Genomic DNA, 25,329 nt, shown 5'->3' with positions numbered 1-25,329 from the left:
ATTCTGGGCGGTTACCCCTTTGACGTCCACTCAGACGGGGGGCGTGCTGTCCGGCTTGCGTTCCATCGGGATCAACTGCTGCTTGCCGCCTTTGGTATCCATCAGGAACACCTCTACCTGGCGCACCGAGATCTTGATGTCGTGCGCCTTGAACTCGCGGTTGATATAGCGGTTCATCTCGTCCAGCGTCGGGTTGCGGTCACCCAGGTCGCGTACGTGCATGCGCAGCTCATGGTCCAGCGAGCTCTCGCCGAAGTTGAGGAAGTACACCAGCGGCTCGGGATCCTTGAGCACCCGTGGGTTCTCGTGCGCGCCCTTGAGCAGCAGGTCGCGGACCAGGTCCAGGTCCGAGCCGTAGTCGATGCCCAGCTTGAGCGTCACCCGGGTGACCGTGTCGGTCAGCGACCAGTTGATCAACTGTCCGGTGATGAAGGTCTTGTTGGGGACGATGATGTCCTTGCGATCGAAGTCGGTGATGGTGGTGGCGCGGATGCGGATCTTGCTCACCGTGCCGGACAGGTTGCCGATGGTGATGGTGTCGCCGATGCGCACCGGACGCTCGAACAGGATCATGATGCCGGAGATGAAGTTGGCGAAGATCTCCTGCATGCCGAAGCCCAGGCCCAGCGACAGCGCCGCCACCAGCCATTGCAGCTTGTCCCAGCTGACCCCGAGGGTGGCCAGGGTGCTGACGATGCCGACGCCGGCGATCACATAGGACAGCAGCGTGGTGATCGCATAGGCGCTGCCCTGGGCCAGGTTCAGGCGCGACAGCACCAGTACTTCGAGCAGGCCTGGCAGGTTGCTGGCCAGGGCCACGGCGATGCCGGCGATGACCATGGCGCCGAGCAGGTCGCCGAGGCTGATCGGTACCATGCTGGCCGCAGCGCCCGTGCCGCTGCTGTACTCGTAGAGGGTGATGTTGTTGAGGTAGGAGAACACCGTGATCAGGTCCGCCCACACCCAGTACAGCCCACCGATGAAGCCGCCGAGCAGGGCCAGGCGGATCAGGCGCAGGGACTGCTGGTTGACCTGCTCGATGTCCAGGGTCGGCTCCTCGACCACCACTTCGCCGTCGAGCCCCTCCTTGGCCGCCTGGCGCTTGCTCAGGGCGCGCTGGTAGGCCAGGCGCCGCGCCGCCACCGACAGGCCACGAACGAACGCGGCCTCGATCACCAGCCAGAACAACAGCAGGTAGAGGGTGTAGATCAGTCGGTCGGTGAGCTTGAGGGCGGTGTAGTAGTAGCCGAAGCACACCGCCACGAACAGGGCGATGGGCAGGGCGGTGAAGGCCACTCCGACGGCCTTGCGGAATAGCGAGGTGTCCTGGTGCGCCGGGCTGCTCAGCAGCAGGCGGCTGAGCAACCAGGCCATCAGCGCATAGCAGGTCAGCACCACGCCGATGCCCAGCACGTCGTCGGCCAGGGCCGACGGCTGATGCTCGGCCACCGCCACCACGCCGACCAGGGCCAGTACCACGGTACCGAGCCGGCGCACCCAGCCGCGCAGGAACTCGACCTGGGGCTTGTGCCAACGGAAATGGATCTCGGCCACGCCGCCCGGGGCGAGGATGCGGTAGGCGGTGTAGAACACCAGCCAGGCCTGGGCGATCTGCCACAAGGCGGCGCCGAGGTTGGCGTTCTGTCCGCGGGCGTCGAGCTGCAGGGCATAGCTGCCCAGGGTCAGGGCCAGGGCCACCGGCAGGGCCAGCAGGATGTTGATCAGGATCGCCTGGGGCGTGTGCCACTGGCTGTCGCGCTTGAAGTGGCCGATGTCCTGGTGGACCTTGCCCAGGCGCCGGTACAGCGCCTTGCGCCGCCACAGCAGGGCGCCGATCACCAGGATCAGTGGCAGGAACAGCAACGGCTGCTGCACCAGGCCATCTGCGAGTTCCTTGATGCCGGCGCCCCACGGCAGGCTGGCCACCTGGTAGGTCAGGCGCTCGGGCACCTCGCGCAGCCATTGCCAGTCCAGCGGCTTGTTGCTGGGGATCCAGAACATCTGCTCTTCCAGGGTGGTGCGCAGGTTCTGGGCGGTGCTCAGCAGCTGCTTCTGGTTCAGCTGCAGGGTGATGCACTCGTTGAGCAGCGCCGACAGCTCGCGGTTCAGCCGCTCGAGCAGGTCGCTGCGGGTGATCGCCACTTCCAGCAGGGCCTTGCGCAGCTGTGGGGTGACGTCCTCCTGGGGCTGGTTGGCCAGCAGCTTGTCGACATAGCTGGACGGGCTGCTCATCTGCTCGCGCTGCTGGTTGACCTCGAACTGGTACAGGCGGATATCGGCGATCTGGTCGGCCAGGTCGCGGTCGACCTTCAGGTGCGGCAGCGCCTGCTTCTGCTTGTAGAGGATCTTGGACAGCAGCAGGCTGCCCTTGAGCACGTTGATCTGCTCGTCTAGGGCCTGGTCGGCCTGGGTGAGGGTATCGAGCTGCTGCTTGGTGCGCAGGTTCTGCTGGGTCACCTCGTTGAGGCGGTCGGTGCTGCGCAGCAGGTAGTCGGAGAGCTGCAGGTTGGCGGTGCTCTCGGTGGCCAGCAGGTTGCTGCCACCGGCCTTCTGCGCCTCGAGCGACTGCTGGGTGACGGTCTGCTGCGACTGGGCCAGACGCTTTTCGTTGATCAGCGTCTGCAGGTCCTGGATTTCCTGCTCCAGGCGCGCGGCGCGCTCGATCAGCAGGTCATGGCGGGCATTGCCCAGGTCTTGCAGCACACTGTTGCCGGCCAGTTCCTGGCGGCGCAGCAGGGTGAGGGCATTGAGCGAGGCCAGTTCGGCGTTGAGCTGGTTGCGCTGGTCGGCGTTGAGCGTCTTGCCGCCGTCCTTGCCGCTCTTGAGGCTGTTGTTGATCTGCTGGATGCGGTTCTGGTTGTTGCTGATCTCGGCCTGGGCGCGCTCGGGGCGGGTCTGCGAGTTGATGACCAGGCTGTTGGCTTCGGACAGCGCCTTCTGCAGCTCGCCCTGCTGGGTGCTGCGCTCGCTGAGCATCTGTTCGAGCTGGGGCACGCTGAGGCTGACGTAGCGCTGCGCCACTGGCACGCTGAGGGTGGCCTTGAGCTTGATCAGCTCGCGCTGGCTGTCGCGGATCTCCTGGGGCGCGCTGGCCAGCTGCTGCTTGAGCGCCTCGAGCTTCTTCTCGCTGTCGTCGCGGGCGGCGAGCAGTGCCAGGGTCTGCTCCAGCACCTGTTGCACGGCTTTCTGCTCGGCTTCGGGCAGCTTGCGCTCGGTGATCTTGCTCAGGCTGCTCTGGATGCCCGGGGTGGTCGGGACTTCCACCGCGGCGGCGGCGAACGAGAGGGTCAGGCACAGCCCCAGCAGGGCTGCGCGGCAGTGGTCACGCAGGGACATAGGCAGAGTTCTTGGGTAACGAGGCAAATCGGAGTTTAGAGGAACAACCCGGGTCCGGGTCGGGTACCTTCGGGGAATCTGACGCCCACTTTCTGGATCTTGTTCCCGTCCATGACCGCGACGGTCCAGATCGTGCTGTGCCATTCGATCTGGTCGCCTACTACTGGAGCGCCTCCGACCTTCTGTCGGATGAACTGCGCCAGCGGCATTTTCGCGTCCAGACCGTCGAGTTTCAGGCCATAAAGCGCGGCCACCGCGCCCAGCTCGGCGTCGCCTTCGAGCACGAAGTCGCCGAAGAAGCGCAGGTCCAGGCCACGCTCCGGCGCCTGGCTGAACAGCTTGCCCAGGGCCGGCAGGTTATGTTCGTGGCCGATCACGCAGAGCATGTCGCCGACTTCCAGCACGGTGCTGCCCGACGGGTGCAGCAGTTGCTCGTTGCGAAACAGCGCGGCGATGCGCGTGCCTTCGGGCATCTTCAGCTCGCGCAGGGCGGCGCCGATGCACCATTTCTCGGCGCCCAGGCGGTAGACGAACAGCTCCCACTCGCTGGTGACATGCACCTCGAGCGCGGAGCGGGAAATCGGCGCCGGGTCCGGCGGCACGGTGACTTTCAGCAGCTTGGCCATCCACGGCAGGCTGGTGCCTTGCACCAGCAGCGACACCAGCACGATGAAGAAGGCCAGGTTGAAGAACAGCTGGGCCTGCGGCAGCCCCGCCATCAGCGGGAACACCGCCAGGATGATCGGCACCGCGCCGCGCAGGCCGACCCAGCTGATGAAGCCCTTCTCGCGACCATGGAAAGCCTTGAATGGCAGCAGCGCCGCGACCACCGACAGCGGGCGGGCGACCAGGATCATCCACAGCGCCAGGCCCAGGGCGGGCAGGGCGATGGGCAGCAGGTCGTGGGGTGTGACCAGCAGGCCCAGCACCAGGAACATGCCGATCTGCGCCAGCCAGGCCATGCCGTCGAGCATGTGCAGGATGCCGTGGCGGCTGCGGATCGGCCGGTTGCCCAGCACCAGGCCGCACAGGTAGACGGCGAGGAAGCCACTGCCATGCAGGGCGTTGGTCAGCGAGAACACCGCCAGGCCGCCGGCCACCACCAGGATCGGATACAGGCCGCTGGCCAGGTTGATGCGGTTGACCAGTTGCAGCATCAGCCAGCCACCGCCCAGGCCCATCAGCCCGCCGATGCCGAACTCGCGCAGCAGGTGAGTGAGCAGGCTCCAGTGCAGGCCGGTCTGGCCACTGGCGATCATGTCGATCAGGGTGACGGTGAGAAACACCGCCATCGGGTCGTTGCTGCCCGACTCGATTTCCAGGGTAGCGGTGACCCGCTCGTTCAGGCCCTTGCCGCCGAGCAGCGAGAACACCGCCGCGGCATCGGTGGAACCGACGATGGCGCCGATCAGCAGGCCCTGGATCAGGCTCAGGTCGAACAGCCAGGCGGCGACCATGCCGGTCAGGCCGGTGGTGATCAGTACGCCGACGGTGGCCAGCGATAGCGCCGGCCACAGCGCCACGCGGAAACTCGCCACCCGCGTGCGCAGGCCACCGTCGAGCAGGATTACGGCGAGCGCCAGGTTGCCCACCAGGTAGGCGGTCGGGTAGTTGTTGAAGATGATGCCGCCACCATCGACCCCGGCGAGCATGCCGACGGCGAGAATGATGACCAGGATGGGGATGCCGAGACGCGACGACAGCGAGCTGACCAGGATACTGGCCCCGACCAGCAGAGCGCCGATCAGGAACAGGCTGTTGATGGTGCTCGCATCCAAAGGCGGTACTCCGGGACATCACGGGAAAAGGACCTGGCGCATGAACTAGCAGGTCGCGTGCCAATCGATTCTAACCTGATGAATTGGCAGGCTGTAAAGCGTTTCTGCAGATGAAAAAAGGCACCTCGCGAGGTGCCTTTTTCTTGTTTGCCTGTGAGGGCCCTTTCGCTGGCAAGCCCGCTCCCACAGGTACCGCACTGTCCTTGAGGCCAGTGATATCCCTGTGGAAGCGGGCTTGCCCGCGAAGAGGCCGGTGCAGGCTTACGCCTGCTTCACTTCACGCATAGGCTTGCTCTTCACCGGTGCATCGCCCGCCACGTAGTACTTGGCGGTGCTGCGTGGCAGCGGCTTGCGGCCACGGATCTTGTCCGAGATCTTCTCGGCGATCATGATCGTGGTGGCGTTGAGGTTGCCGGTGATGATCAGCGGCATGATCGACGCATCGACCACTCGCAGGCCCTGCATGCCGTGCACGCGACCTTCGCCGTCGACCACCGCCATGTCGTCGGTGCCCATCTTGCACGAGCAGGATGGGTGGAAGGCGGTTTCGGCGTGCTCGCGGATGAACTTGTCCAGCTCTTCATCGGTTTGCACGTGGGCGCCCGGGCTGATCTCGCGACCACGGTACGGGTCCAGCGCCGGCTGGGCCATGATTTCGCGGGTCAGGCGGATGCCGTCGCGGAATTCCTGCCAGTCCTGCTCGGTGGACATGTAGTTGAACAGGATGCTCGGGTGCTGGCGTGGGTTCTTCGACTTGGCCTGGATGCGACCACGGGCCGGCGAGCGCATGGAGCCCATGTGCGCCTGGAAACCGTGTTCTTTCACACCGTTGGAGCCGTTGTAGTTAATGGCCACCGGCAGGAAGTGGTACTGGATGTTCGGCCATTTGAACTCAGGACGGGTACGGATGAAACCTCCGGCCTCGAACTGGTTGCTGGCGCCGATGCCGGTGCCGTTGAACAGCCACTCGGCACCGATGGCCGGCTGGTTCCACCACAGCAGCGACGGGTACAGCGAAACCGGCTGGGTGCAGGCGTACTGCAGGTACAGTTCCAGGTGGTCCTGCAGGTTCTCGCCGACGCCCGGCAGGTCGTGGACCACTGGGATGTCGAGGCTTTCCAGCAGGGCGCGTGGGCCGACGCCGGAGCGCTGCAGCAGCTGCGGCGAGGCGATGGCGCCGGAGGAAACGATGACTTCCTTGCGCGCGCGAGCTTCGACGCGCTCTTCGCTGTCACCTACCAGGTAGGTCACGCCAACGGCGCGCTTGCCGTCGAACAGCACGCGGTCGCTCAGGGCATGGGTGACGATGGTCAGGTTCGGGCGCTTCTTGGCCTGGTCCAGGTAGCCGCGGGCGGTGCTGGAGCGACGGCCTTTCTTGGTCACCGAACGGTCCATCGGGCCGAAGCCTTCCTGCTGGTAGCCGTTGAGGTCTTCGGTGCGCGGGTAACCGGCCTGCACGCCGGCTTCGACCATGGCGTGGAACAGCGGGTTGTTGCCGGCTTTCGGCGTGGCCACGCTGACCGGGCCTTCGCCGCCGTGGTAGTCGTTCGGGCCGATGTCGCGGGTTTCCGCTTTGCGGAAGTACGGCAGGCAGTCCAGGTAGGTCCAGTCCTCGAGGCCTGGCAGTTCCGCCCAGCCGTCGAAGTCCATGGCGTTGCCACGGATGTAGCACATGCCGTTGATCAGCGACGAGCCACCCAGGCCCTTGCCGCGACCACATTCCATGCGGCGGCCGTCCATGAACGGCTCCGGGTCGGTCTCGTAGGCCCAGTTGTAGCGGCGGCCTTGCAGTGGGAAGGCCAGTGCGGCCGGCATCTGGGTGCGGAAGTCGAAGCGGTAGTCGGGGCCACCGGCTTCCAGCAGCAGCACGGAGACGCTGGCGTCTTCGGTCAGGCGGGTGGCCAGGGTGTTACCGGCCGAGCCGGCACCGACGATGATGTAATCGTATTCCATGGGTTACTCCCATTTGAGCGGCAAGCTTCAAGCTGCAAGAAAAAGCAGTCGTGCGAAGCTCGCGAATGGATGAGGCCTGCAAGGGCCGGTGGCATGACGCCGACCGGCTCTTTCTTGCAGCTTGAAGCTTGGGGCTTGCAACTGGCCTTAGAAGACCGAGTTGTAGCCGCCCAGCTCGACCTGGACCGACTTGATGCGAGTGTATTGAGCCAGCGAGCTGACACCGTTCTCACGGCCGACGCCCGACTGCTTGTAGCCGCCAACCGGCATTTCGGCCGGCGACTCGCCCCAGGCGTTGATCCAGCAGATACCGGCTTCGAGCTTGTGGATGATGCGGTGGGCGCGGCTGATGTCGTTGGTGCACACGCCAGCGGCCAGACCGTATTCGGTGTCGTTGGCGCGGCGGATGACTTCTTCCTCGCTCTCGTAGCTGAGGATGCTCATCACTGGGCCGAAGATCTCTTCCTTGACGATGGTCATGTCGTCGCTGCAGTCGGTGAACACGGTCGGGGCCACGAACGCGCCCTTGGCGAAGTCGCCGTCCAGCAGGCGCTCACCGCCGCACAGCACACGGGCGCCTTCTTCTTTACCCTTGGCGATGTACGACAGCACGCTTTCCATGTGCTGGAAGCTGACCAGCGGGCCGAAGTTGGTGTTCTCGTCTTCCGGGTTGCCGGCACGGATGCGGGCGACGCGCTCGGCGATCTTGGCTTCGAAGGCGGCTTTCATCGCAGCAGGGATGAACACGCGGGTGCCGTTGGTGCAGACCTGACCGGAGCTGTAGAAGTTGGCCATCATGGCGATGTCGGCGGCCTTGTCCAGGTCGGCGTCGTCGCAGATGATCAGCGGCGACTTGCCGCCCAGTTCCATGGTCACTTCCTTGAGCGAGGAGCTGGAGGCGCTGGCCATGACTTTCTTGCCGGTGGTGGTGCCGCCGGTGAAGGAGACTTTCTCGATGCGCGGGTGCTCGGTCAGCCAGGTGCCGACTTCGCGGCCGCTGCCGGTCAGGACGTTGAACACGCCGTTCGGCAGGCCAGCTTCGGTGAAGATCTCGGCCAGTTTCAGGGTGGTCAGCGAGGTGACTTCCGACGGCTTGAAGATCATCGCGTTGCCAGCGGCCAGGGCCGGGGCGGATTTCCACAGGGCGATCTGGATCGGGTAGTTCCAGGCGCCGATACCGACGGTCACGCCCAGCGGCTCGCGGCGGGTGTAGACGAAGGACGATTCGCGCAGCGGGATCTGCTCGCCTTCGATGGCCGGTACCAGGCCTGCGTAGTATTCCAGCACGTCGGCGCCGGTGACGATGTCGACGTAACGGGTTTCGGAGTAGGACTTGCCGGTGTCCAGGGTTTCCAGCATGGCCAGCTCGTCGTTGCGCTCGCGCAGGATGTCGACTGCGCGGCGCAGGATGCGCGAACGCTGCATGGCGGTCATCGCGGCCCAGATTTTCTGGCCGCGCTCGGCGCTCTCGACAGCCTTCTCGACGTCAGCCTGGGTGGCGCGCTGCACGTGGGCGAGGACTTCGCCGGTGGCCGGGTTGATGGCTTCGAAGGTGGCGTCGCTGCCAGCGTCGACGTAAGCGCCATCAATGTAGAGTTTTTGCGTTCCGAAACGGGCCATAGTGTCCTCGCAAGTGCAGTGTGTGGTTGGCTGCCGCGTCACGCTCCTGCCGATTGGCTGGTCGCTGCGCGCGGCTGTTCAGAGGCCTGGTCGGTTGTGCCCAGGGACTGCTGTTTAGCCAGTTGTAGATCCATGTATTCGTAAGCAATTCGTATCGCCTGGTCGGTGTCGAATGCATCTCCCGACAGGGCGCCACGCAGCCACAGGCCGTCGATCAGGGCCGCCAGCCCGCGGGCGGCCTTGCGCGCATGGTAGAGCGGCAGGACGCGGCGGAACTGGCAGCACAGGTTGGAATACAGGCGGTGATCGTTGATCCGCTGCAACCTGTGCAAAGACGGCTGGTGCATGCTGGAGGCCCAGAAGGCCAGCCAGGTTTTCATTGCCGGGCCATTCACCTGGCTCGCATCGAAGTTGCCTTCGATGATCACCTTCAGGTGGGCACGCGGGCTGTCGTCCGTGAGTGCCTGACGACGCGCGATCACACCCTCGTTGAGCATGTTCATGATGTAGCGCATCGTCGCTGCGATCAGGCCGTTCTTGTCCTGAAAGTAGTGACTGATGATGCCGTTCGACACGCCGGCCAAACGGGCAATCAGCGCAATGCTGGCATCTCCCAGTCCGACCTGATCGACCGCCTGCAACGTGGCTTCGATCAACTGCTGGCGGCGGATGGGTTGCATACCGACCTTGGGCATCTTGCTATCTCCTCAGGCCTGCGGACAGACGACGAGCGGCTGCCTCGGCGAAGGCCAGTCTATTTTGTTTTGATTGAACGTTCAATCAATAAAGAATAAGCTCTGCGACAATTTGTGCCATTGACAGTTTTTCAGGCGGTCAAGAGGGCACGAATCGACACCCCAGGAAATCGTGTAACCCCCGGAATACAAGGCGTTGACGGGCATGAGCGATGCAAAGGACAGATTCTGCCGAGCGGTCATGGACTGCGCGGGCGGCCCTTGGAGCGGGCCAGGTGGTCTGTGGCGAATGCGCGCACCTTCTGCTGAGTGCGTGGCAAGGCGACAGGCGGCCGGTCTGTTTTTTTTGCAGCGTTTCGATTCGGGATCACGGTTTCCAGGTGCCTTTTATAACACCTTGCGCAGTAGGGCTATTGCACCAATTGCGCGGGAAATAACTGTATAGCCTCCACTGCCGCACTGCCCGGAGCATTCGTGCAATGAGTTCTGCCTCCCTGACAAAGCCTCCCGCCGAGCGGGTACGGGTCAATCGCGTGGTGTTCTTCACCTCGGCGATGATGATCCTCGTTCTGACTGCCTTGCTGATCGCTGTCCCCGAAACCGCCGGCCAGGTGCTGGGCGTCGCCCAGAAATGGCTGACCCGTACCTTCGGCTGGTATTACATGCTGGTCATCTGCGGTTACCTGCTGTTCGTCGTCTACCTGGCCTTCTCCGACTTCGGCAAGCTCAAGCTTGGCGGCAAGGACGACACCCCCGATTTCAGCTACGGCGCCTGGGCCGGCATGCTGTTCTCCTCGGGCATCGGTATCTCGCTGTTGTACTTCGGCGCCTCCGAGCCGCTGGACCATTACTTCAACCCGCCGGAAGGCACGCCTGCCAGCCTCGAGGCCGCGCGCCAGGGCCTGCAGCTGACCTTCCTGCACTGGGGCCTGCACGGCTGGGCGATCTACGCCCTGGTGGGTCTTGCCGTGGGTTACTTCGCCTACCGTCACAACCAGCCGCTGGCACTGCGCTCGGCGCTGTACCCGCTGGTCGGTGAGCGTTGGGTCAAGGGCGGCGCCGGCCATGCCGTGGACATCTTCGGCATGTTCGTCACCCTGCTGGGCCTGGTGACCAACCTCGGCATCGGCTCGATGCAGGTGGCGTCCGGTCTGGAATACCTGTTCGGCATGGATCACAGCAAGACCAACCTGCTGGTGGTGATCCTGGTCATGGCCGGCGTGGCCACCGTGGCGGCCGTGTCCGGCGTGGAGAACGGCATCCGCCGCCTGTCCAACCTGAACATCCTGCTGTTCAGCGGCCTGCTGATCTTCGTGCTGCTGGCCGGCAACACCCTGCACCTGCTCAATGGCTTCGTGCAGAACGTCGGCGACTACCTCAACGGTGTCGTGCTCAAGACCTTCGACCTCTACGTCTATGAAGGCGACAGCGACAAGTCCGAGCGCTGGCTGGGCCTGTGGACCGTGTTCTACTGGGCCTGGTGGATCTCCTGGGGCCCGTTCGTCGGCATGTTCATCGCCCGTATCTCCAAGGGCCGTACCGTGCGCCAGCTGGTCAGCGGCGTGTTGCTGATCCCGCTGGGCTTCACCCTGGCCTGGCTGTCGATCTTCGGCAACACTGCGCTGGACCTGGTGATCAACCAGGGCGCCGTGGAGTTGGGCAAGACCGCGCTCGAACAGCCGTCGATGTCGATCTACCAGCTGCTGGAATTCTTCCCGGCCGCCAAGATCGTCATCGGTGTGGCGGTGTTCGTCGGCTTCGTGCTGTTCCTGACCCCGGCCGACTCCGGCGCGGTGATGATGGCCAACCTGTCGTGCAAAGGCGGCAAGGTCGACGAGGATGCCCCGCACTGGATGGTGGTGTTCTGGTCGGTGGTCATCACCCTGGTCACCATCGGCCTGCTGTTCGCCGGTAACTTCGAAGCCATGCAGACCATGGTGGTACTGGCCGGCCTGCCGTTCTCGGTGGTCCTGGTGCTGTTCATGTTCGGCCTGATGAAAGCCATGAAGCAAGACGTCGCGGTCGAGAGCGAGCGCGCCGAACTGGCCGCCCGTGGTCGTCGTGGCTTCAGCGAGCGCCTGAGCCAGCTGGAGCTGCAACCGACCCAGGCCGTGGTCCAGCGCTTCATGGACAAGCAGGTCAGCCCGGCGCTGAAAGAGGCCGCCGAGCAGCTGCGTACCCTGGGCTTCGAGGTCGAGACCCGCGTCGGCCAGTCGCGCAACATGATGGGCCTGCGGGTGATGATGGAAGAGGGCAACCCGTTCGTCTACGAAGCCAGCCTGGACGGCTACCTGGCCGCGCCGAGCGAGGCGCCGGTCGAAGGCGAGCCGGAAGTGCGCCAGCGCTTCTACCGTGCCGAGGTGTACCTGCACGATGGCAGCCAGGAATACGACCTGATGGGCTTCACCCGCGAGCAGATCGTGCGTGACGTGCTCGATCAGTTCGAAAGCCACCGCCAGCTGCTGGGGCGTGTGTACAGCTGATCACGGCTGATATGAGCGAGGGGCCCGGCGCGCAAGCGTCGGGCCCTTCGTCGTTGTGGGCGATGGTGTTGCAAGAGTAGCGCCTGGCTGTGCTGGCCGTGGCTTAGCGTGGTCCTCCGAATCCTCGACCGGAGTACTCTCATGGCTACAATCACGGTACCTTCACTCACCCTCAAGGACGCTGTCGCACGACAGTTCGCCCATCGACCCACGCTGCGCCAGGTACTGGGCAGGGAGTGTTTCAAGATCCTTGTCCGGCACTATCCGCTGGTCATCAGCAGCTACCCGCACCTCGACAGCCTGGCAGGGTTTACCCTGATGCGTGCGCGGGATGCGACCGGATGGGTCCGCTACACCCCCTTGCTCGATTACTTGCTCGAGGTGTTTCTGGTGGGGGGCCAGGTTGCACTGACTGACGATGATCACCTGAGCCTCGATCCACCACACCGTTTTCGTGCTGCCGAGGTGATCACCCGGGACATGTCGCCATCGGCGGTCAATCTTCACCTGAGCCAGTTGAATGATGACCTCGACCAACTGCTGTCAGGCCTGGTCGATCGGTTCCAGCAGGCCCAGGTCAGTTTCTGGAACGGCAGCGAGGCAGACGTGGGCGTCGTGCGTGTCGACTGGATGATGCAGATGCTCAAGGCAGCCCTGGCACGCAATGTCGAGCACCAAGGCTTGAGCGAGCCGATCAAGACGTTGCTGTATGGGGTGTTGATGGGGAACAGCGGCACGGTGCAGGTGCATGCTGTCGAGTGCTGCATGACGGTCGATGGCAGCGAGTACCGGGAGCTGTTGCCGAACCTGCTGATCAGCGGCGAGGCCGAAGAGGGCAGTCTGCTGGTGTGGTGCGAGCCTTCCGCAAGCGTGCAAGTCTTCGACGATATCCTGGGGTTCGCCGAGGCTTTGAGGAACTCGCTCGCCGCCCGCTACCGGTTCGACACGCTGTCATGGTCGCGCAGCCTGCTGCAGGGAGACCCCTTTTCCGGGCAGGCGAGGCTGTTGCTGCAGTGCACGCTGGAGCGCGTCGAGCGGCTGAAGCTGTGGCAGGCCGACACGATTCACGCGCTAGAGGCCTGCTTCGAAATATGGAGTGATCCATCGCGCGATCTTCCCGAAACCGTGGGGCCGAGTCTTGACCTGCCCACGGTCGAGCTACCCGCCTGGCTAAGCCAGGCCAGCAGTGCCGATCGCTTCGAATACCAGATGGCGTTGCAAGAGCAGGGCGCCCGCCAAGCGCTCTCCAAGGGCGTCACCTCGCTGGACGGTATAGAGACTTTGCATGCCTACACCGTGCGCCGCTTGAGCGAGCGGATGCAGGCCGACCATCCCCAGCGGGCGCCTTACGACCCTGACCAGTTGCTGATCACCCTGGCGGTTCCCGATCCGGCGGTGGACGTCGAGTTGCCAGCAGCCCTGAAGCCTGCAAGGCGCCTCAGTCTGACGGAACTGGCGTATACCCAGCCGTCGGTCGAAGCGCTGGAAGTGGTGACGGGCGTAAGCCGGGCCGATGGCCAAGCCGTCAATGGTTGGATGAATCCAGCCTACGTGAACCAATTGGTGGCAGGCGCGGACATCGGCGGTACCTACCCGGCCTATGCCGGACGCCTGCTCGATGACAGTGCCGGCCAGGCTGATCGAATCGCTCGGTTTGCCACCGAATGGCGCAGCGCATTGTTGTTCCAGGCACTGCGGGCGAAGATCGAAGGGCACCTGGATGAGGAATGCTGGCAGGTCGTAGCGGCTTTCTGTCGCAGTACCCGGGATTTCGCCGAGTACTTGAGCATCGCGCCATTGGCCTTCAAGTGCGCACCGGGCGCCAAGTCAGCGGACAAGGTCTTGGGCATGTTCGTGATTCGCTTCAATCTGCTGGACAAATGGATACTGTACCGCCCCATGTACGAAACCCAGGCGATCCTGCCCTTTGCCGGCCTGGATGCCTTGATGGTGAAGCTGCGCGAGACGGGTGAACTGCAGCAGAATGTCTTGGACTGGCTGCCTGACGATGTGCGTTCGGTCTATGACAACGGTGGTTTCAGCCGACCGCACCTGCATGATGCGCTGAAGTCGATCATGCACTTGCTGACCTTGGAAACCGATAACGTGGCAACCTATCTGGAGAGCCTGCGTGAGCCGGCGAAGGCCACGCCGAAATTCTGGTTGGCCGATCTCGATGCGCGGATGTACCAGGCCCGGGGTCAAATGCTGCTGATGTTGGCTTCGCGGCAGACCGTGTCGAACGCACAGCGCCGTTGGGCAATCGCCAACCAGATGGGGTGGCTGTTGTTCAACCTGGTCACGCCCATGCTGCCAGGTCCCCTGGCCGCCGTGACGTGGCTGGCGGCGCTGGTGCATAGCCTGCCGGATGATTTTCGTGCGTTGGCCAGCGGCGACGATGCGCAGAAGTCGCTCGCGCTGGTCGACGTGCTCAACAACCTGGCCATGCTGCTGGTTCACGGGCAGGGGGCCAAGGATGGCCAGGCAACGCTTGCCGTCAACGACAACTCCGTCACCCTGCAAGGTCCGCCCCGGCGTATGGTGCCTTGGGAGGCTCCAGCCTCCGTGTTTGGGGAGCAGGCCGGTTTGTCCGGTGAAGACGTTGACGTCCAGGCATCGCGGCCAGTGCGCGTCGTAGAGGCGCCTGCCCCCGAGCAGGCGATGGAGGACCGCGCGGCCTTGCAGGCCTGCGATTGGAACGAGCAGCGCTTCAACGTTCTGACACCGTCATTGCGGGCACAGCTGGCGACGTACGAGGCGTCGATCTCCTTGAGTGGTCGATTGGTCGAGCGGCAATGGCCGATGCGCGGACTGGTGAAGGTGGATGGGCACCTGTACCTGGCGCTCGACGGACGGCCCTACGAAGTGCGCGTGGATTGGGGCAGCGCGCGAATCGTGACGTCCGATGGCCGGGAAGGCCCCTGGTTGCGTCCAGGCGGTGAAGGTTGGGAGCTCGACCTGGGGCTCAGAGGGGGCTCGGGCCGGGGGCGCGCAGCGGGAGCTGCCAGCTCTACGCGCAGAAATCAGGCCAAAGGGCAAGAGATCCTGAAGAAGATCAGTGCTTGCAACACTACGATCCGGGGGATGAACGACAACATCTCCAAGATGCAGGAGACGCTGAACAAAGACAATGCCGACCTCAAGCTCCAGAGGGCCGCAGTGCATGTGCCTGGCAGCACCGCATACAAGAGAATGGCGGTGCTGGAAGCGAGTGTCAAAAGTCAGCTTGTGACGATTCGCGAGACCGCCCAGAAGCGGGAGGGCATTCGATATTCCATGATGGTTCACAACGACGATCTTCTGGCACTGCTCGATAAAGCCAAGAAGGGAAAAGTCCCCTTCCTCAACCATGACGAACGGTATGGTGTTTCTCTCAGGCTGCTGGTGGGGGAAGGTTTCACGTTGCTGAGCGTTCTGACCAAAGCCAACAGGTCTCCGGAGTTGCGTGAAGCGCGAGAGCGAGCATTTGCCGAGAACAGTGACTTGGCGGTCGAATGGCCAATCTACCAACGCGCTTTGCGTGAAGCTGTCGAAAACGAAGAGCTCATGATCCGTGCGTTGGCGCTCATCGACAAACGGGTCGTCGAGCTGCCGCCGGAGGCGCAGGTCAGCTATCTGGAGAACTCATTCAGCCGGGAGCAACTGATCGAGCAACGCCAGCAAACCTATGTCGACTATCGCTTCCATGCTGCATTGGGCTACGCCAACCTGGCGCTCGATGTCACCAGGGTCACCGATGTCCATAGGCTTGCACGTGTCTCGAGACAGCTGGCGGGTCTCTCCTTGCGTGTCGTCAGTGCCGCGCATCGCAATGTGCTGATGAGCGATGTGAGCATCGATGATCGCCTGGAGATCCTGCAGACTGCCTGGCGTCGATATGGCAACGCAATCGTGAAGGCCGATGTACTCCTGCACAGAGACACCGAGACCTACGACCCGGAAATGATCAGGCGCTACAAGGCGCGCATGAACGAGCTCAAGGACGCCATGGCGGCGGACTTGCTCCGGGCGCAGGCGCAAGCCGAGGGCGAGCCGGTAGCGGTCGAGATTTCGCCCTATCCAGTGAAAACCGGCTACCGCGCCGTGCGGACCCGAGCACAGATGCTGGTCATCGCCAGCGAGGTCGTTCAAGAGGACGGTACGACGGTCTTGCAGGTGATCGAGCCGTTGAGCAACAGGGTGCTGTTGCAGTTCGAAGCCAATGAACACGGGGATTGGGTCCAGACCGGAGGAGCTGCCGATCTCGCGCTTGGCGATGAATCCGGGTCCGAATCGGGGTCGGTTTCCAGAACGGAGGCCGTCTCCAGACCGGTGTCCGAGAGTGAGGCTGAATCGGAGTCGGACACTGAATCCAGCTCGAGCTCGGACACAGCCTCTGCTGCGGCTGGCGGCGGCAAAGGCGCGCAGCTGATCGACATCGCCAGGCATCTGGAAACCCAGGCGCTGGCCGATAGCGCGAGGGTGGAGACGATCGCGCGGGGTTACCTCGATGGCGATGCGGGGTCCGAGGCGCTGATCGAACTGGTCAACGGGCATCTGCAACAACTCGAGGACGCCAGGAGCGCCCTGCAGCGTGCGGGAGAGCAGACAGAACGTATCGAGGCGCGTATCGCGCAATGGCAAACCAACAAAGAGAACTGGTTGACCCAGTTGTACAAGGGCACCGCCTATCCAGACCTCGAGGCCCTGCGATTCCTGTTCGAGCATGGCCGGTTGAGAATCACCTACAGGTCGCGCTCGGTCATCGCCAATGGCTCGGCCATGGACGAGTACATGATCCACTGGTTGAACACTCCCCACGGTTCGGGGAAAGGCACCGAGCTTTGGGTCGCGCATTTCCATTTCGATCATCAAGGGGATGTCGCCACCGCGTTTACGCGCGGCCATCTCAAGATCGCGAGCCAGCGCATGAAGAAAGGCCCTGGCGTCAACTACGGTCGGATTACCTACGAGCAGGTCAAGGACATCATTCCATTCAACCGGTGATGCCCTGCGACGGTAACTGGCCATGCAGCGGCGGGATTGGTCCGTCATGAGCATCGCCATGCGGATGTAGCCGCCTCAACCAATGCCCCGGTTTTTCAACCGGGGCATCTTTCTTCACTGATCGAGCGCCGGTGCAGGCCGGTTGTCCAGGCTCATGCGAGCAAAGATCGATGGTAGTGCATGAGTAGCGCGTGGCGATGGCCGCAGCGGCTTAGCGTAGGCCCGTAATCACCAAGCGGAGAATCTACCCATGGCTACCCCTGCGACACCCCCGGTTACCATCAGAGAAGCCGTCGTGCTTCAGTTTGCCCAGCGCCCCTCGCTGCGTTACGTCCTGAGCAAGGCAATCCATGAGCTCCTGCTCAAGCATGATCCTGACAAGGTCACGGCCACGATCGACCATCACTCTGAAGAGCCCTACACGCTGGTTCGTCCCGGCCTGGACGGCAAGCTGCGACCTGAAAGGTTGCTGTCGTTGTTGCTGGGTGTGTTCGTGCAAGGCCAGAGGGTCGCCTTTGGTGTGCGCGATACGCTACGCCTGAAGGCTTTTGGGTTTTCCTACCTGGAAGACTTCTTCGAGCAGGTGACCGGCGTCGACAGTGACGACGACTCGATCGAACTGCCACTCGCCCCTCTCAACGACGCTTTCAACGAGCTGCTGGAGTCTCTGGTCGCCAAGTTCCAGCAAGCGCAGGCGAACTTCTGGGATCAGGACAACGGTGCTACCGCGAGCATTGCACACATCAGCCGGCATGGCTGGATGCGCGAAGTGCTGAGATCGATCCAGTTGAACCACGTGGTGCGCTCCGACTGGGGCGATGAGGAGAAGGACTGTCTCTATGCGGTGATGCTGGGACTCAAGAGTAGTGCCTCGGTTTCGGCTATCGAACTGACTTTCACGGTTGATGGTGCTTCGTTCAAACAGTTGCTGCCAGACCTGCTGATCGAAGCCGAGCGCGAGACGAGCACGCTCATCGTGCGTTGCGAGCCCGGTGGGCGTATCCAGCGCTTCGAATCACTGGCGGACTTCACCGACAACCTGCGCGACGAGCTGGCGCAGCGCTTGGATTTCGATGAGCTGACCTGGCAGCGGCGTACGTTCACTGCCGATCCTTTCCTGCAGCAGTCGGGCTTATTGCTGGACAGCCTGCTGGCGGATGTCGAGCGCTTGATTGCGGCGTCGGAGCCGGACCGTTTCGAATACCAGGTCGCCATGCTGGACCTGGCCGCTGCCCAGGGGCTTTCCCGAGGAAAGACCTCGCTCGACGGGGTGGAGGACCTGCACGCTTTCGCGGTGCGGCGCCTGAAGGAGCAGATGGCTCTGGATCATCCGGATGAGCCAGGCCCGGCGCCAGATGAGGTATTGGTCCATGTCTCGGTACCGGACCCTATCGTCGACGTGGAGCTGCCGGTGAAACTCAAGCCCGTGGGCAGCAAGACCTTGGCCGAGTTTTCCATTGCTCGTCTGGACGGCCAGGAGGACGCGCTGATTTCCTCGATCAGCCATCGCGATGGAAAACCGCTGGCCGCCTGGATGACGCCTGTTCAGGTGGTCGAGCTGGTCGAGAGGGTCGATATCGGTGGCACCTATCCGGCATACGTCGCTACTCTGCTCGACGATTCGGTCCAGCAGGCCGCTCGGATCGAACGGTTCGGTCGCGAGTGGCGCTGCGCATTGCTGTTCGATGCCTTGCGCGCCAAGGTCGAGGGTAAGCTGGACGCCGCGTGCTGGCGAGCATTGGCCGAGTTCTGCCGCAGCGAAAGGGATCTGAAGGGCAACATCGATATCGCGCCCCTGGCGTTCAAGGCCGATGCGGACAGTCAGCGGCGGGATGCCGCCATGTACATGTACGTCATTCGCCTGCGCGAGCCCGCGGCGGTATTGCTGTATCGTCCGCTTTACCAGCAACAGTCTTTGCTCAGCTACGCCGACGAGGCCGCCTTGATGGACGCGATCAGCGCGGCGGGCGAGCTTCAGGACAGTGTTCTGCAATGGCTGCCTGAAACGGTTTTCAACGTTTATGCACGAGGTGGTTTCCTGGAGCCGCACCTGCGGCGAGTCATCTTCGATACCTCGATCTGGCCGGAACCGGTCAAGCCTGTGAGGCTGGCCCTGAGTCCGTTCCTGGTGGACATCGATACATGGATGTATGACGACAAGCGCCGAGCGTTGATCCTGCTGGCAGGACGTGGCGCCATTTCCAACACCCAGCAGAGGTGGGCCACGATCAAGCGCTTTGGGTGGTTGCTGTTCGATCTCGTCGCTCCCGTGCTGCCGGGGGCGCTGGGCAAGGTGGCCTGGGTCGCCGGCTTGCTGGCGCCCTTGCTGGAAACGGAAAAAGGTACAAGGCCCGAAGGTGCCGACACGATTCTCGCTGTCGACCTGGCGGCCAACCTGTCCATGGCGCTGCTGCATGAACGCCTTCCTGAAACCAGGCCAAAAACCTACGGACCTGAGTCGGAGCCGTCCAGGCTGGCCGGACCGGCGCTACGTGAACCGTTCCGTGTGGCGCAGGTAGCGCAGCAGGTCAGGCATGAACCGGAGGATCTGGCATTGCAGGATTGGACCGGGCATGTCTCGCTGGGGCACGGCTGGGGCGTTGGTCCCTATGCGCAGCGTGAGATTCTCAAGCCTTTCAAGGCTGTCGTCGATCTGGCGGGCGTGGTGCCCCACAACGATGTTTACCAGCATGACGGGCGCTCCTATGTCGCTGTGCTGGGTGACAAATACCAGGTGGTGCTCGAGGGGGAGGGGCGGCGCATCGTTGGCCCGGCCGGTGAGCCTGGCCCTTGGCTGTTTCACGACGGTGGCTGGCGGGTACGAATCGATGGTTTTGCCTTGGGTGGTGCCCCGAAGCGCACAGGAGGCGCGCGGGTCACTCAAGCACAGGTCAAGAGCCAGGCGAGCGCACTCAAGACGCTGATCAATAACTACGACACGTTCAAGGCTGATGCGTTCAAGTTGAGCGAAATCGAAACGGGCTGTCGAGTCGACTGGGATAAAGCTCAAACCTTCAAGAGCAATATCGAGCAAAGCAGCAGCGGGCTCGAAAAAGACAAGCGCGATCTATTGCTGTCTCTGAGCGAGAAGAAACTAAGCGATACGAAAGCCGCGTTCGAAAAAGCGCGCAGCGATTATGTCGTTCATATGGAGAAAATGGTCGAAAACGATCTCCAGGTCATCTCCGGTGCAGAGAAACTGATCGACATGCAGCGGCGTCCCGGCATCGCCAAAGTACTCGACCGTATCACTCTTGAGGCGCAGATCATCTTCTCCCGCGAGACCATCGTGAGAAGCATTTGGGGGGCTACGCCGCGCCTGAGTGACATGATCGACTACCCCGGTCTCAGCAAATTGGGGAGTATGTTGCATGGCCGAATCGTCACCGAGGTCCCCGAGCTTTACCAGACGTTCCGCCAGCGCATAAGCGAAACGACGCTGTTGCAAGAGCGCCAGATCAAGCTTAGCAGCCAGCTCGACCAGCAATTGCCTTACCTCGATCCGCAGGGAGAGCTGGTCAGGGATGCCGAAGACCGTGTTGTGCTGCGGGTCGGTGAGCTGATGAAGCAGCGTACCCTGACGACCGTGGACATCCAGTTCCAGCAAGCGGTGCACTATTGCGAACTGACGATCCACTATGAAATGGCGGATCCGACGCGCAAGCTCATGCGCTATCGCCAGACATTGATGAGCTTGCATTTGCGCGCCGCGGCCTATGCCCATGGCGAGGCGCAGTTCGGCAGCCTGACAGCCTCCGATCAGGTCGAGGCCCTGCAAAGCGCCTGGGACGAATACACCTCGGCGATCGTCGGTGCGATGGACATCAGGCGTGAGGGTAGTGCGTTGTTGGACATGAGCAGGCTCGATCAATATATCGAGGTGATCGAGTTGCTCAAGAAGGATGCGGGCGATCGTCTGGTCGAGGCGATCAGTGCCTCGGATGGCGATTCAGTCCCGGCTGTTGGCGCATACGATCCGAGTGGGCGCGTTCGCGCGGTGGCGCACAGAGCCGATGGTCAGATCATGGTGGGCGAGCGGATCGAGGTGGATGGTAAGCCGGTGCTGGAAGTCCGCGACCCGGGGAGCAATCAGGTGATCGCCCACTTCGAGCTCAAGGGGCAGGAGTGGGTCGAGGTGGTGGAGCCCCCTGCGCCTTCGCCGACGGTGAGCGAGAGCGAGCTGCTTGCGCAGGGCTCAGAGGTACTTGCCAGAGACCAATTGTTTCGAACGCCTGTCGACCAGAAGCTCAAACCCGGTCTGCTGGTACGGGCGATAGATGAGCAAATTAGCGAGCTGCAGCATCTGGCTGATGCGTTTGGCGACAACTCGGGAACCGTCGCATTGCAGGTCAAGGAACAGCTTGCCCAATGGCCGGCCAGGCGGGAGTTCTTGTTGACGGAGCTGTACAAGACAACGCGCTTCCCTGATTTTGCAGGCATGCGCTTTCTCCAGAAGCACAACCTCATTCAAGTGCAGTACCAGCGCAATCGCAAGGTGCTCAGCGATGGAGGGGCACTGGACGAGTACGCTGTCCGGCTGCGTCAGGGCAAGGACGGAAAGCCTGGGAAAAACCTCTGGGCGGTGCACTACCACTATGTCGGGCAGGCCGATCCGGCGAACGAATTCTTCCAGGCTCACATCAAAACCTGGGAGCAGCGCTTGTACGGTAGCAAGGACGCCAAGCGCCTGGCTGCCCAAGGCGATCGGATTCACCGTGAGCTGCTGACGGCCGAGCAAGGGAAAACGATCATCGGCTGGGCAGAAAGCACGAAGGCCTAGCGGGCTGGGGGGCGCAATCGTCGACATCAGCCCATCGAGGTGATGTTCAGCGATTGTTGTAGCGCCCTTGGTGGCCGTGGCCTGGCATGGCCTGGTTGCCGCGTTCGGCGATCATCTGGCGCAGGCCGACCAGTTCGATGCCCTGGCTCTTGAGCCGGGGCATTTGTTTTTCCAGCACCTCGAGTGTCTGCGGGTAGGGGTGGCCGATCAGCACCGCCGAGCCTTGCTTGCGTGCCAAGGTGACACCCTGTTGCAGCTGTGCGCTGATCGCTTGCACGGTGCGCTCGTCGTCAAGAAACACATCGCGCGAGACATGGGCCAGACCGACGGCCTGCGCCTCGGCGGCGGCTACCGTGGCGGCGCTGGTGCGGCTGTCGACGAAGAACAGGTGGCGGCGCTGCAGTTCCTCCATCAACCAGTGCATCGGCTCGCGCTGGGCGGTCATGCGGCTGCCCATGTGGTTGTTGAGGCCGGCGGCGTAGGGCACCTTGGCCAACGCCGCGTTCAGGCGTCGGGCCAGCTCTTCGATCGGTGTGCCGGGGTGCCAGGCGTAGGGGCCGGTGGCCGGATCCATGGGCATGTGCAGGATCACCGTCTTGCCCGCCTTGTGCGCTTGGCGGGCGAAGTCGTTGGCATGCGGGGTGTCGGGCATGATCGCCATCGTCACCGGCCCGGGCAGAGCGAGGGTACGGCTGTCGCGCTCGGCGCTCTGGCCCAGGTCGTCGATGATGATGGCCATGTAGGCCTTGACCGGCGCCGCCTGGGCAACGCCAGCCAGGAGCCAGAACAGCGTGAATAGCAGATAACGCATGGGAAGCGGTCAGTCGCCCTTGGTGATATTCAGACCCTTGAGCAGGCTGAGGGCCTGGCTGAGCTGGAAGTCGTTGTCCTGCGGGCGATCCTTGCGCTTGCTGCTGCCGCTCGGGCGGTCGGCACCACCGTTGCCATTGCCCAGGTGACCCTGCAGGTCGGCTTCCTTGAAGTTGTCGTTGTCGGCCTCGGCGGTAAGCTTGGCCGGACGTACCTCGATGTCCGGGACGATGCCCTGTGCCTGGATCGAGCGGCCGTTGGGGGTGAAGTACAGCGCGGTGGTGAGCTTCAGCGCACGGTCGTTGGCCAGCGGCAGCACGGTCTGCACCGAGCCCTTGCCGAAGCTGTCGGTGCCCATCAGCACGGCGCGTTTCTGGTCCTGCAGGGCGCCGGCGACGATTTCCGAGGCCGAGGCGCTGCCGCCGTTGATCAGCACCACCAGCGGCACGCCTTCGCTGGCGTCGGCCGGGTCGGCGGAGTAGCGCAGCTCGGAGTTGGCGATGCGGCCCTTGGTGTAGACGATCAGGCCCTTGGTGAGGAAGTGATCGGCCACTTCCACCGCCGATTGCAGCACGCCGCCGGGGTTGTTGCGCAGGTCGAGGACCACGCCGCGCAGCTTCTTGCCGTTGTCCTTGCGCAGTTTGGCCAGGGCCTTGCCCACTTCTTCGCCGGTCTTGACCTGGAACTGGGTGATACGGATGTAGCCGTAGTCGTTCTCCAGCAACTGGCTCTTGACGCTCTTGACCTGGATCACCGCGCGGGCCAGCGTCACGTCGAACGGCGTGCCACCATCGCGCACCAGGGTCAGGGTAATTTTCTCGCCGATCTTGCCGCGCATCTTGTCCACGGCCTCGGTCATGGTCTGGCCACGGGTCGGCGCGCCATTGATCTTGACGATCAGATCGCCCGCCTCGATGCCGGCGCGCGAGGCCGGGGTATCGTCGATGGGCGAGACCACCTTGACGAAGCCGTCTTCCATGCCCACTTCGATGCCCAGGCCGCCGAACTCGCCGCTGGTGCTTTCCTGCAGCTCCTGGAAGTCCTCGGGGCCAAGGTAGGCCGAATGCGGGTCGAGGTTGCTGAGCATGCCCTTGATGGCGTTCTCCAGCAGGGTCTTGTCATCCACCGGCTCGACATAGGCGGCCTTGATGCGGTCCATGACCTCGGCGAAGGTGCGCAGCTCTTCCAGCGGCAGCGGCGCCTTGGCGGTCACCTCGGTGACTGGCTTGGCGGCGACGGGCTTGGCCGGCTCGGCGGCTTGGGCCAAGGGCGCGCCAATGACCAGGGCGATGGTCAGGGCCAGCTGGGTGAGACGAGGCGAGTGCAGCATGTCGAACGAACTCCTGATCCTGTTGGCGCTCCCGGCGGGAGCATCGGTGCGGCCGTTTCAAGGGCTGCGCCGTAAAAGTAGTCGGTGCCTAGCCGCGGCACCATTGCGCAGGGTCGGTCGGGCGGCCCTGCTGGCGAATCGCGAAGTACAGCCCGGCGCTGTCCTGGCCGCCACTGTCGCCGACGGTGGAGATGGCTTCGCCGGCCTTGACGATGTCGCCGGCGCGCTTGAGCAGGCTCTGGTTGTGGCCGTACAGGCTCAGGTAACCGTTTCCGTGGTCGAGGATGACCAGAAGTCCGGCGCCGCGCAACCAGTCGGCGAACACCACGCGCCCGCCGTGTACGGCGCGCACCTGGGTGCCGGCGTTGGCGCCGATCATCACGCCATCCCACTTGGCCCGAACGTCGCCGCCTCGGGTATCGCCGAAGCGCGCCAGCAATCGACCATTGACCGGCCATGGAAGTTTTCCCCGGGCCGCGGAAAATGCGCCGCCGTAGTTGGCGCCGTCGCTGGAAACCACCGGGCCGAGGGTGGTGCGGGCCTTTTTCGGCGCTTCCTCCGGCTCCGGCGCGCGGGCGGCGGCCAGGGCCTGCTCCTTGCGGCGTTTTTCTTCTTCCTGCTTGGCCAGCAGGGCGCGCTGGCGTGCCTCTTCGGCCTCGCGCGCCTGGCGGGCGAGGGTTTCCTCGATGGTCTTGAGCACCTTGCTCAGGTCGGCCTGGTCCTGTTCACGGCTTTGCAGCTTCTGGTCGCGGGCCTTGAGGTCGCCGTTGAGCTTGGCCAGCACCTGCTGGCGCTTGTCGCGCTCGGCGACCAGGGCCTGACGGCGGCTGTCGAGGTCGGCGCGCTGGGTCAGCAGCTGTTCCTGTTGGCGGGCGATGTCCTGCTCGACGCCAGCCAGCTGGCGCAGGGTTTCGTTGAAGGCGCGCAGTTGCTCCATGCGCGCCTTGCTCAGGTAGTCGTAGTAGGCCAGGGTGCGGGCGAACTTCTCCGGGTTCTGCTGGTTGAGCAGCAGCTTGAGATATTCCTCGCGGCCATTGTTCTGGTAGGCCGAACGGGCCTGGATGGCGATCAGGCGTTGCTGTTCAACGCGGGCGCTCTGGAGTTTTTTTTTCTCGTGATCAAGGCGCTCCAGCTCGCCCTCGGTCTTTTTTAGTTCTTGCTGCAGTGCCTCCACCTGTTTTTCGAGCTTGCCGATATCGGTCTCGGTGGCTTTGAGGTCTTTCTGCACGCCGGCTTTTTCCTCCTGGAGCTTGCCCAGCATTTTCTTCAGCTCGGCGATGTCCTGGCGGGTGGCGTCCAGCTGTTGCTGGGTCTGTGCGCGCTCGTCGGCGAAGGCCGGGGTGAGCAGGCATGACAGGGCTAGTAGGAAGAGGGCGCGGAGCATGAGGTTGGGCGTACCAGGGATGGAGACTGGCCTAGTATGCCCGCGTGGGGCTGCAAAAAAAACGCCTCGCGGTATCAGCGGCAAGCTTCAAGCTACAAGCGGCAAGAATAAGCGCGTACGGGGCTGCTTTTTCTTGTCGCTTGAAGCTTGAAGCTTGAAGCTTGAAGCTTGGAG

General features: G+C 63.3%; 11 protein-coding genes. 3 read left to right on the top strand and 8 right to left on the bottom strand.

All coding sequences use genetic code 11. From position 1 onward, the window contains the following. Nucleotides 1-30: 30 nt before the first annotated feature. From mscK to betI, 5 genes are all read right to left on the bottom strand, one after another. Nucleotides 31-3,336, bottom strand: coding sequence for a mechanosensitive channel MscK (mscK, locus tag N5D48_RS01360; protein WP_279880272.1), 3,306 nt, complete (start codon nucleotides 3,334-3,336; stop codon nucleotides 31-33). A gap of 35 nt (nucleotides 3,337-3,371) precedes the next feature. Further along, nucleotides 3,372-5,114: a potassium/proton antiporter gene (locus tag N5D48_RS01355; protein ID WP_279880269.1), complete on the bottom strand. Its 1,743-nt coding sequence runs from the start codon at nucleotides 5,112-5,114 to the stop codon at nucleotides 3,372-3,374. 261 nt (nucleotides 5,115-5,375) lie between these two features. Further along, on the bottom strand, nucleotides 5,376-7,067 hold the full coding sequence (gene betA / locus N5D48_RS01350; RefSeq protein WP_279880266.1) for a choline dehydrogenase: 1,692 nt from the start codon (nucleotides 7,065-7,067) through the stop codon (nucleotides 5,376-5,378). A gap of 147 nt (nucleotides 7,068-7,214) precedes the next feature. Beyond that, the gene (gene betB, locus N5D48_RS01345; RefSeq protein ID WP_279880263.1) at nucleotides 7,215-8,687 is read right to left on the bottom strand and encodes a betaine-aldehyde dehydrogenase; all 1,473 of its coding nucleotides are present in this window, start codon (nucleotides 8,685-8,687) and stop codon (nucleotides 7,215-7,217) included. A 38-nt stretch (nucleotides 8,688-8,725) separates the two neighbouring features. Further along, nucleotides 8,726-9,382, bottom strand: coding sequence for a transcriptional regulator BetI (gene betI, locus N5D48_RS01340; protein ID WP_279808280.1), 657 nt, complete (start codon nucleotides 9,380-9,382; stop codon nucleotides 8,726-8,728). Nucleotides 9,383-9,918: 536 nt separating this feature from the next. On the opposite strand from betI, the gene N5D48_RS01335 reads away from it, so the two are divergent. The 3 genes from N5D48_RS01335 to N5D48_RS01325 all read left to right on the top strand — a co-directional run bounded on the left by N5D48_RS01335 (nucleotide 9,919) and on the right by N5D48_RS01325 (nucleotide 21,631). Then, entirely contained in the window at nucleotides 9,919-11,865 is a 1,947-nt protein-coding gene (locus N5D48_RS01335; protein ID WP_279880366.1) for a BCCT family transporter, read from the top strand. Nucleotides 11,866-12,006: 141 nt separating this feature from the next. After that, nucleotides 12,007-16,851, top strand: a complete 4,845-nt coding sequence (locus tag N5D48_RS01330; RefSeq protein ID WP_279880260.1) for a DUF6543 domain-containing protein — start codon at nucleotides 12,007-12,009, stop codon at nucleotides 16,849-16,851. 250 nt (nucleotides 16,852-17,101) lie between these two features. Beyond that, nucleotides 17,102-21,631 (top strand): DUF6543 domain-containing protein, encoded by a 4,530-nt coding sequence (locus tag N5D48_RS01325; RefSeq protein ID WP_279880258.1) that lies wholly within the window; start codon nucleotides 17,102-17,104, stop codon nucleotides 21,629-21,631. 46 nt (nucleotides 21,632-21,677) lie between these two features. Here N5D48_RS01325 and N5D48_RS01320 read toward each other — a convergent pair whose 3' ends face one another. The 3 genes from N5D48_RS01320 to N5D48_RS01310 form a co-directional block, all read right to left on the bottom strand. Continuing rightward, complete coding sequence (locus tag N5D48_RS01320) at nucleotides 21,678-22,442, bottom strand: divergent polysaccharide deacetylase family protein (RefSeq protein ID WP_279880255.1); 765 nt, start codon at nucleotides 22,440-22,442, stop codon at nucleotides 21,678-21,680. Nucleotides 22,443-22,451: 9 nt separating this feature from the next. Continuing rightward, entirely contained in the window at nucleotides 22,452-23,771 is a 1,320-nt protein-coding gene (locus tag N5D48_RS01315) for a S41 family peptidase (RefSeq protein ID WP_279880253.1), read from the bottom strand. 88 nt (nucleotides 23,772-23,859) lie between these two features. Further along, entirely contained in the window at nucleotides 23,860-25,155 is a 1,296-nt protein-coding gene (locus N5D48_RS01310; protein ID WP_279880251.1) for a murein hydrolase activator EnvC, read from the bottom strand. Nucleotides 25,156-25,329: the final 174 nt, after the last annotated feature.

It is taken from the genome of Pseudomonas sp. GD03858 (genome assembly GCF_029840925.1).
Taxonomy (GTDB): domain Bacteria; phylum Pseudomonadota; class Gammaproteobacteria; order Pseudomonadales; family Pseudomonadaceae; genus Aquipseudomonas.
Note: the sequence above shows the minus strand (reverse complement) of the source record. Positions and strands in the feature narration are given on the sequence as shown.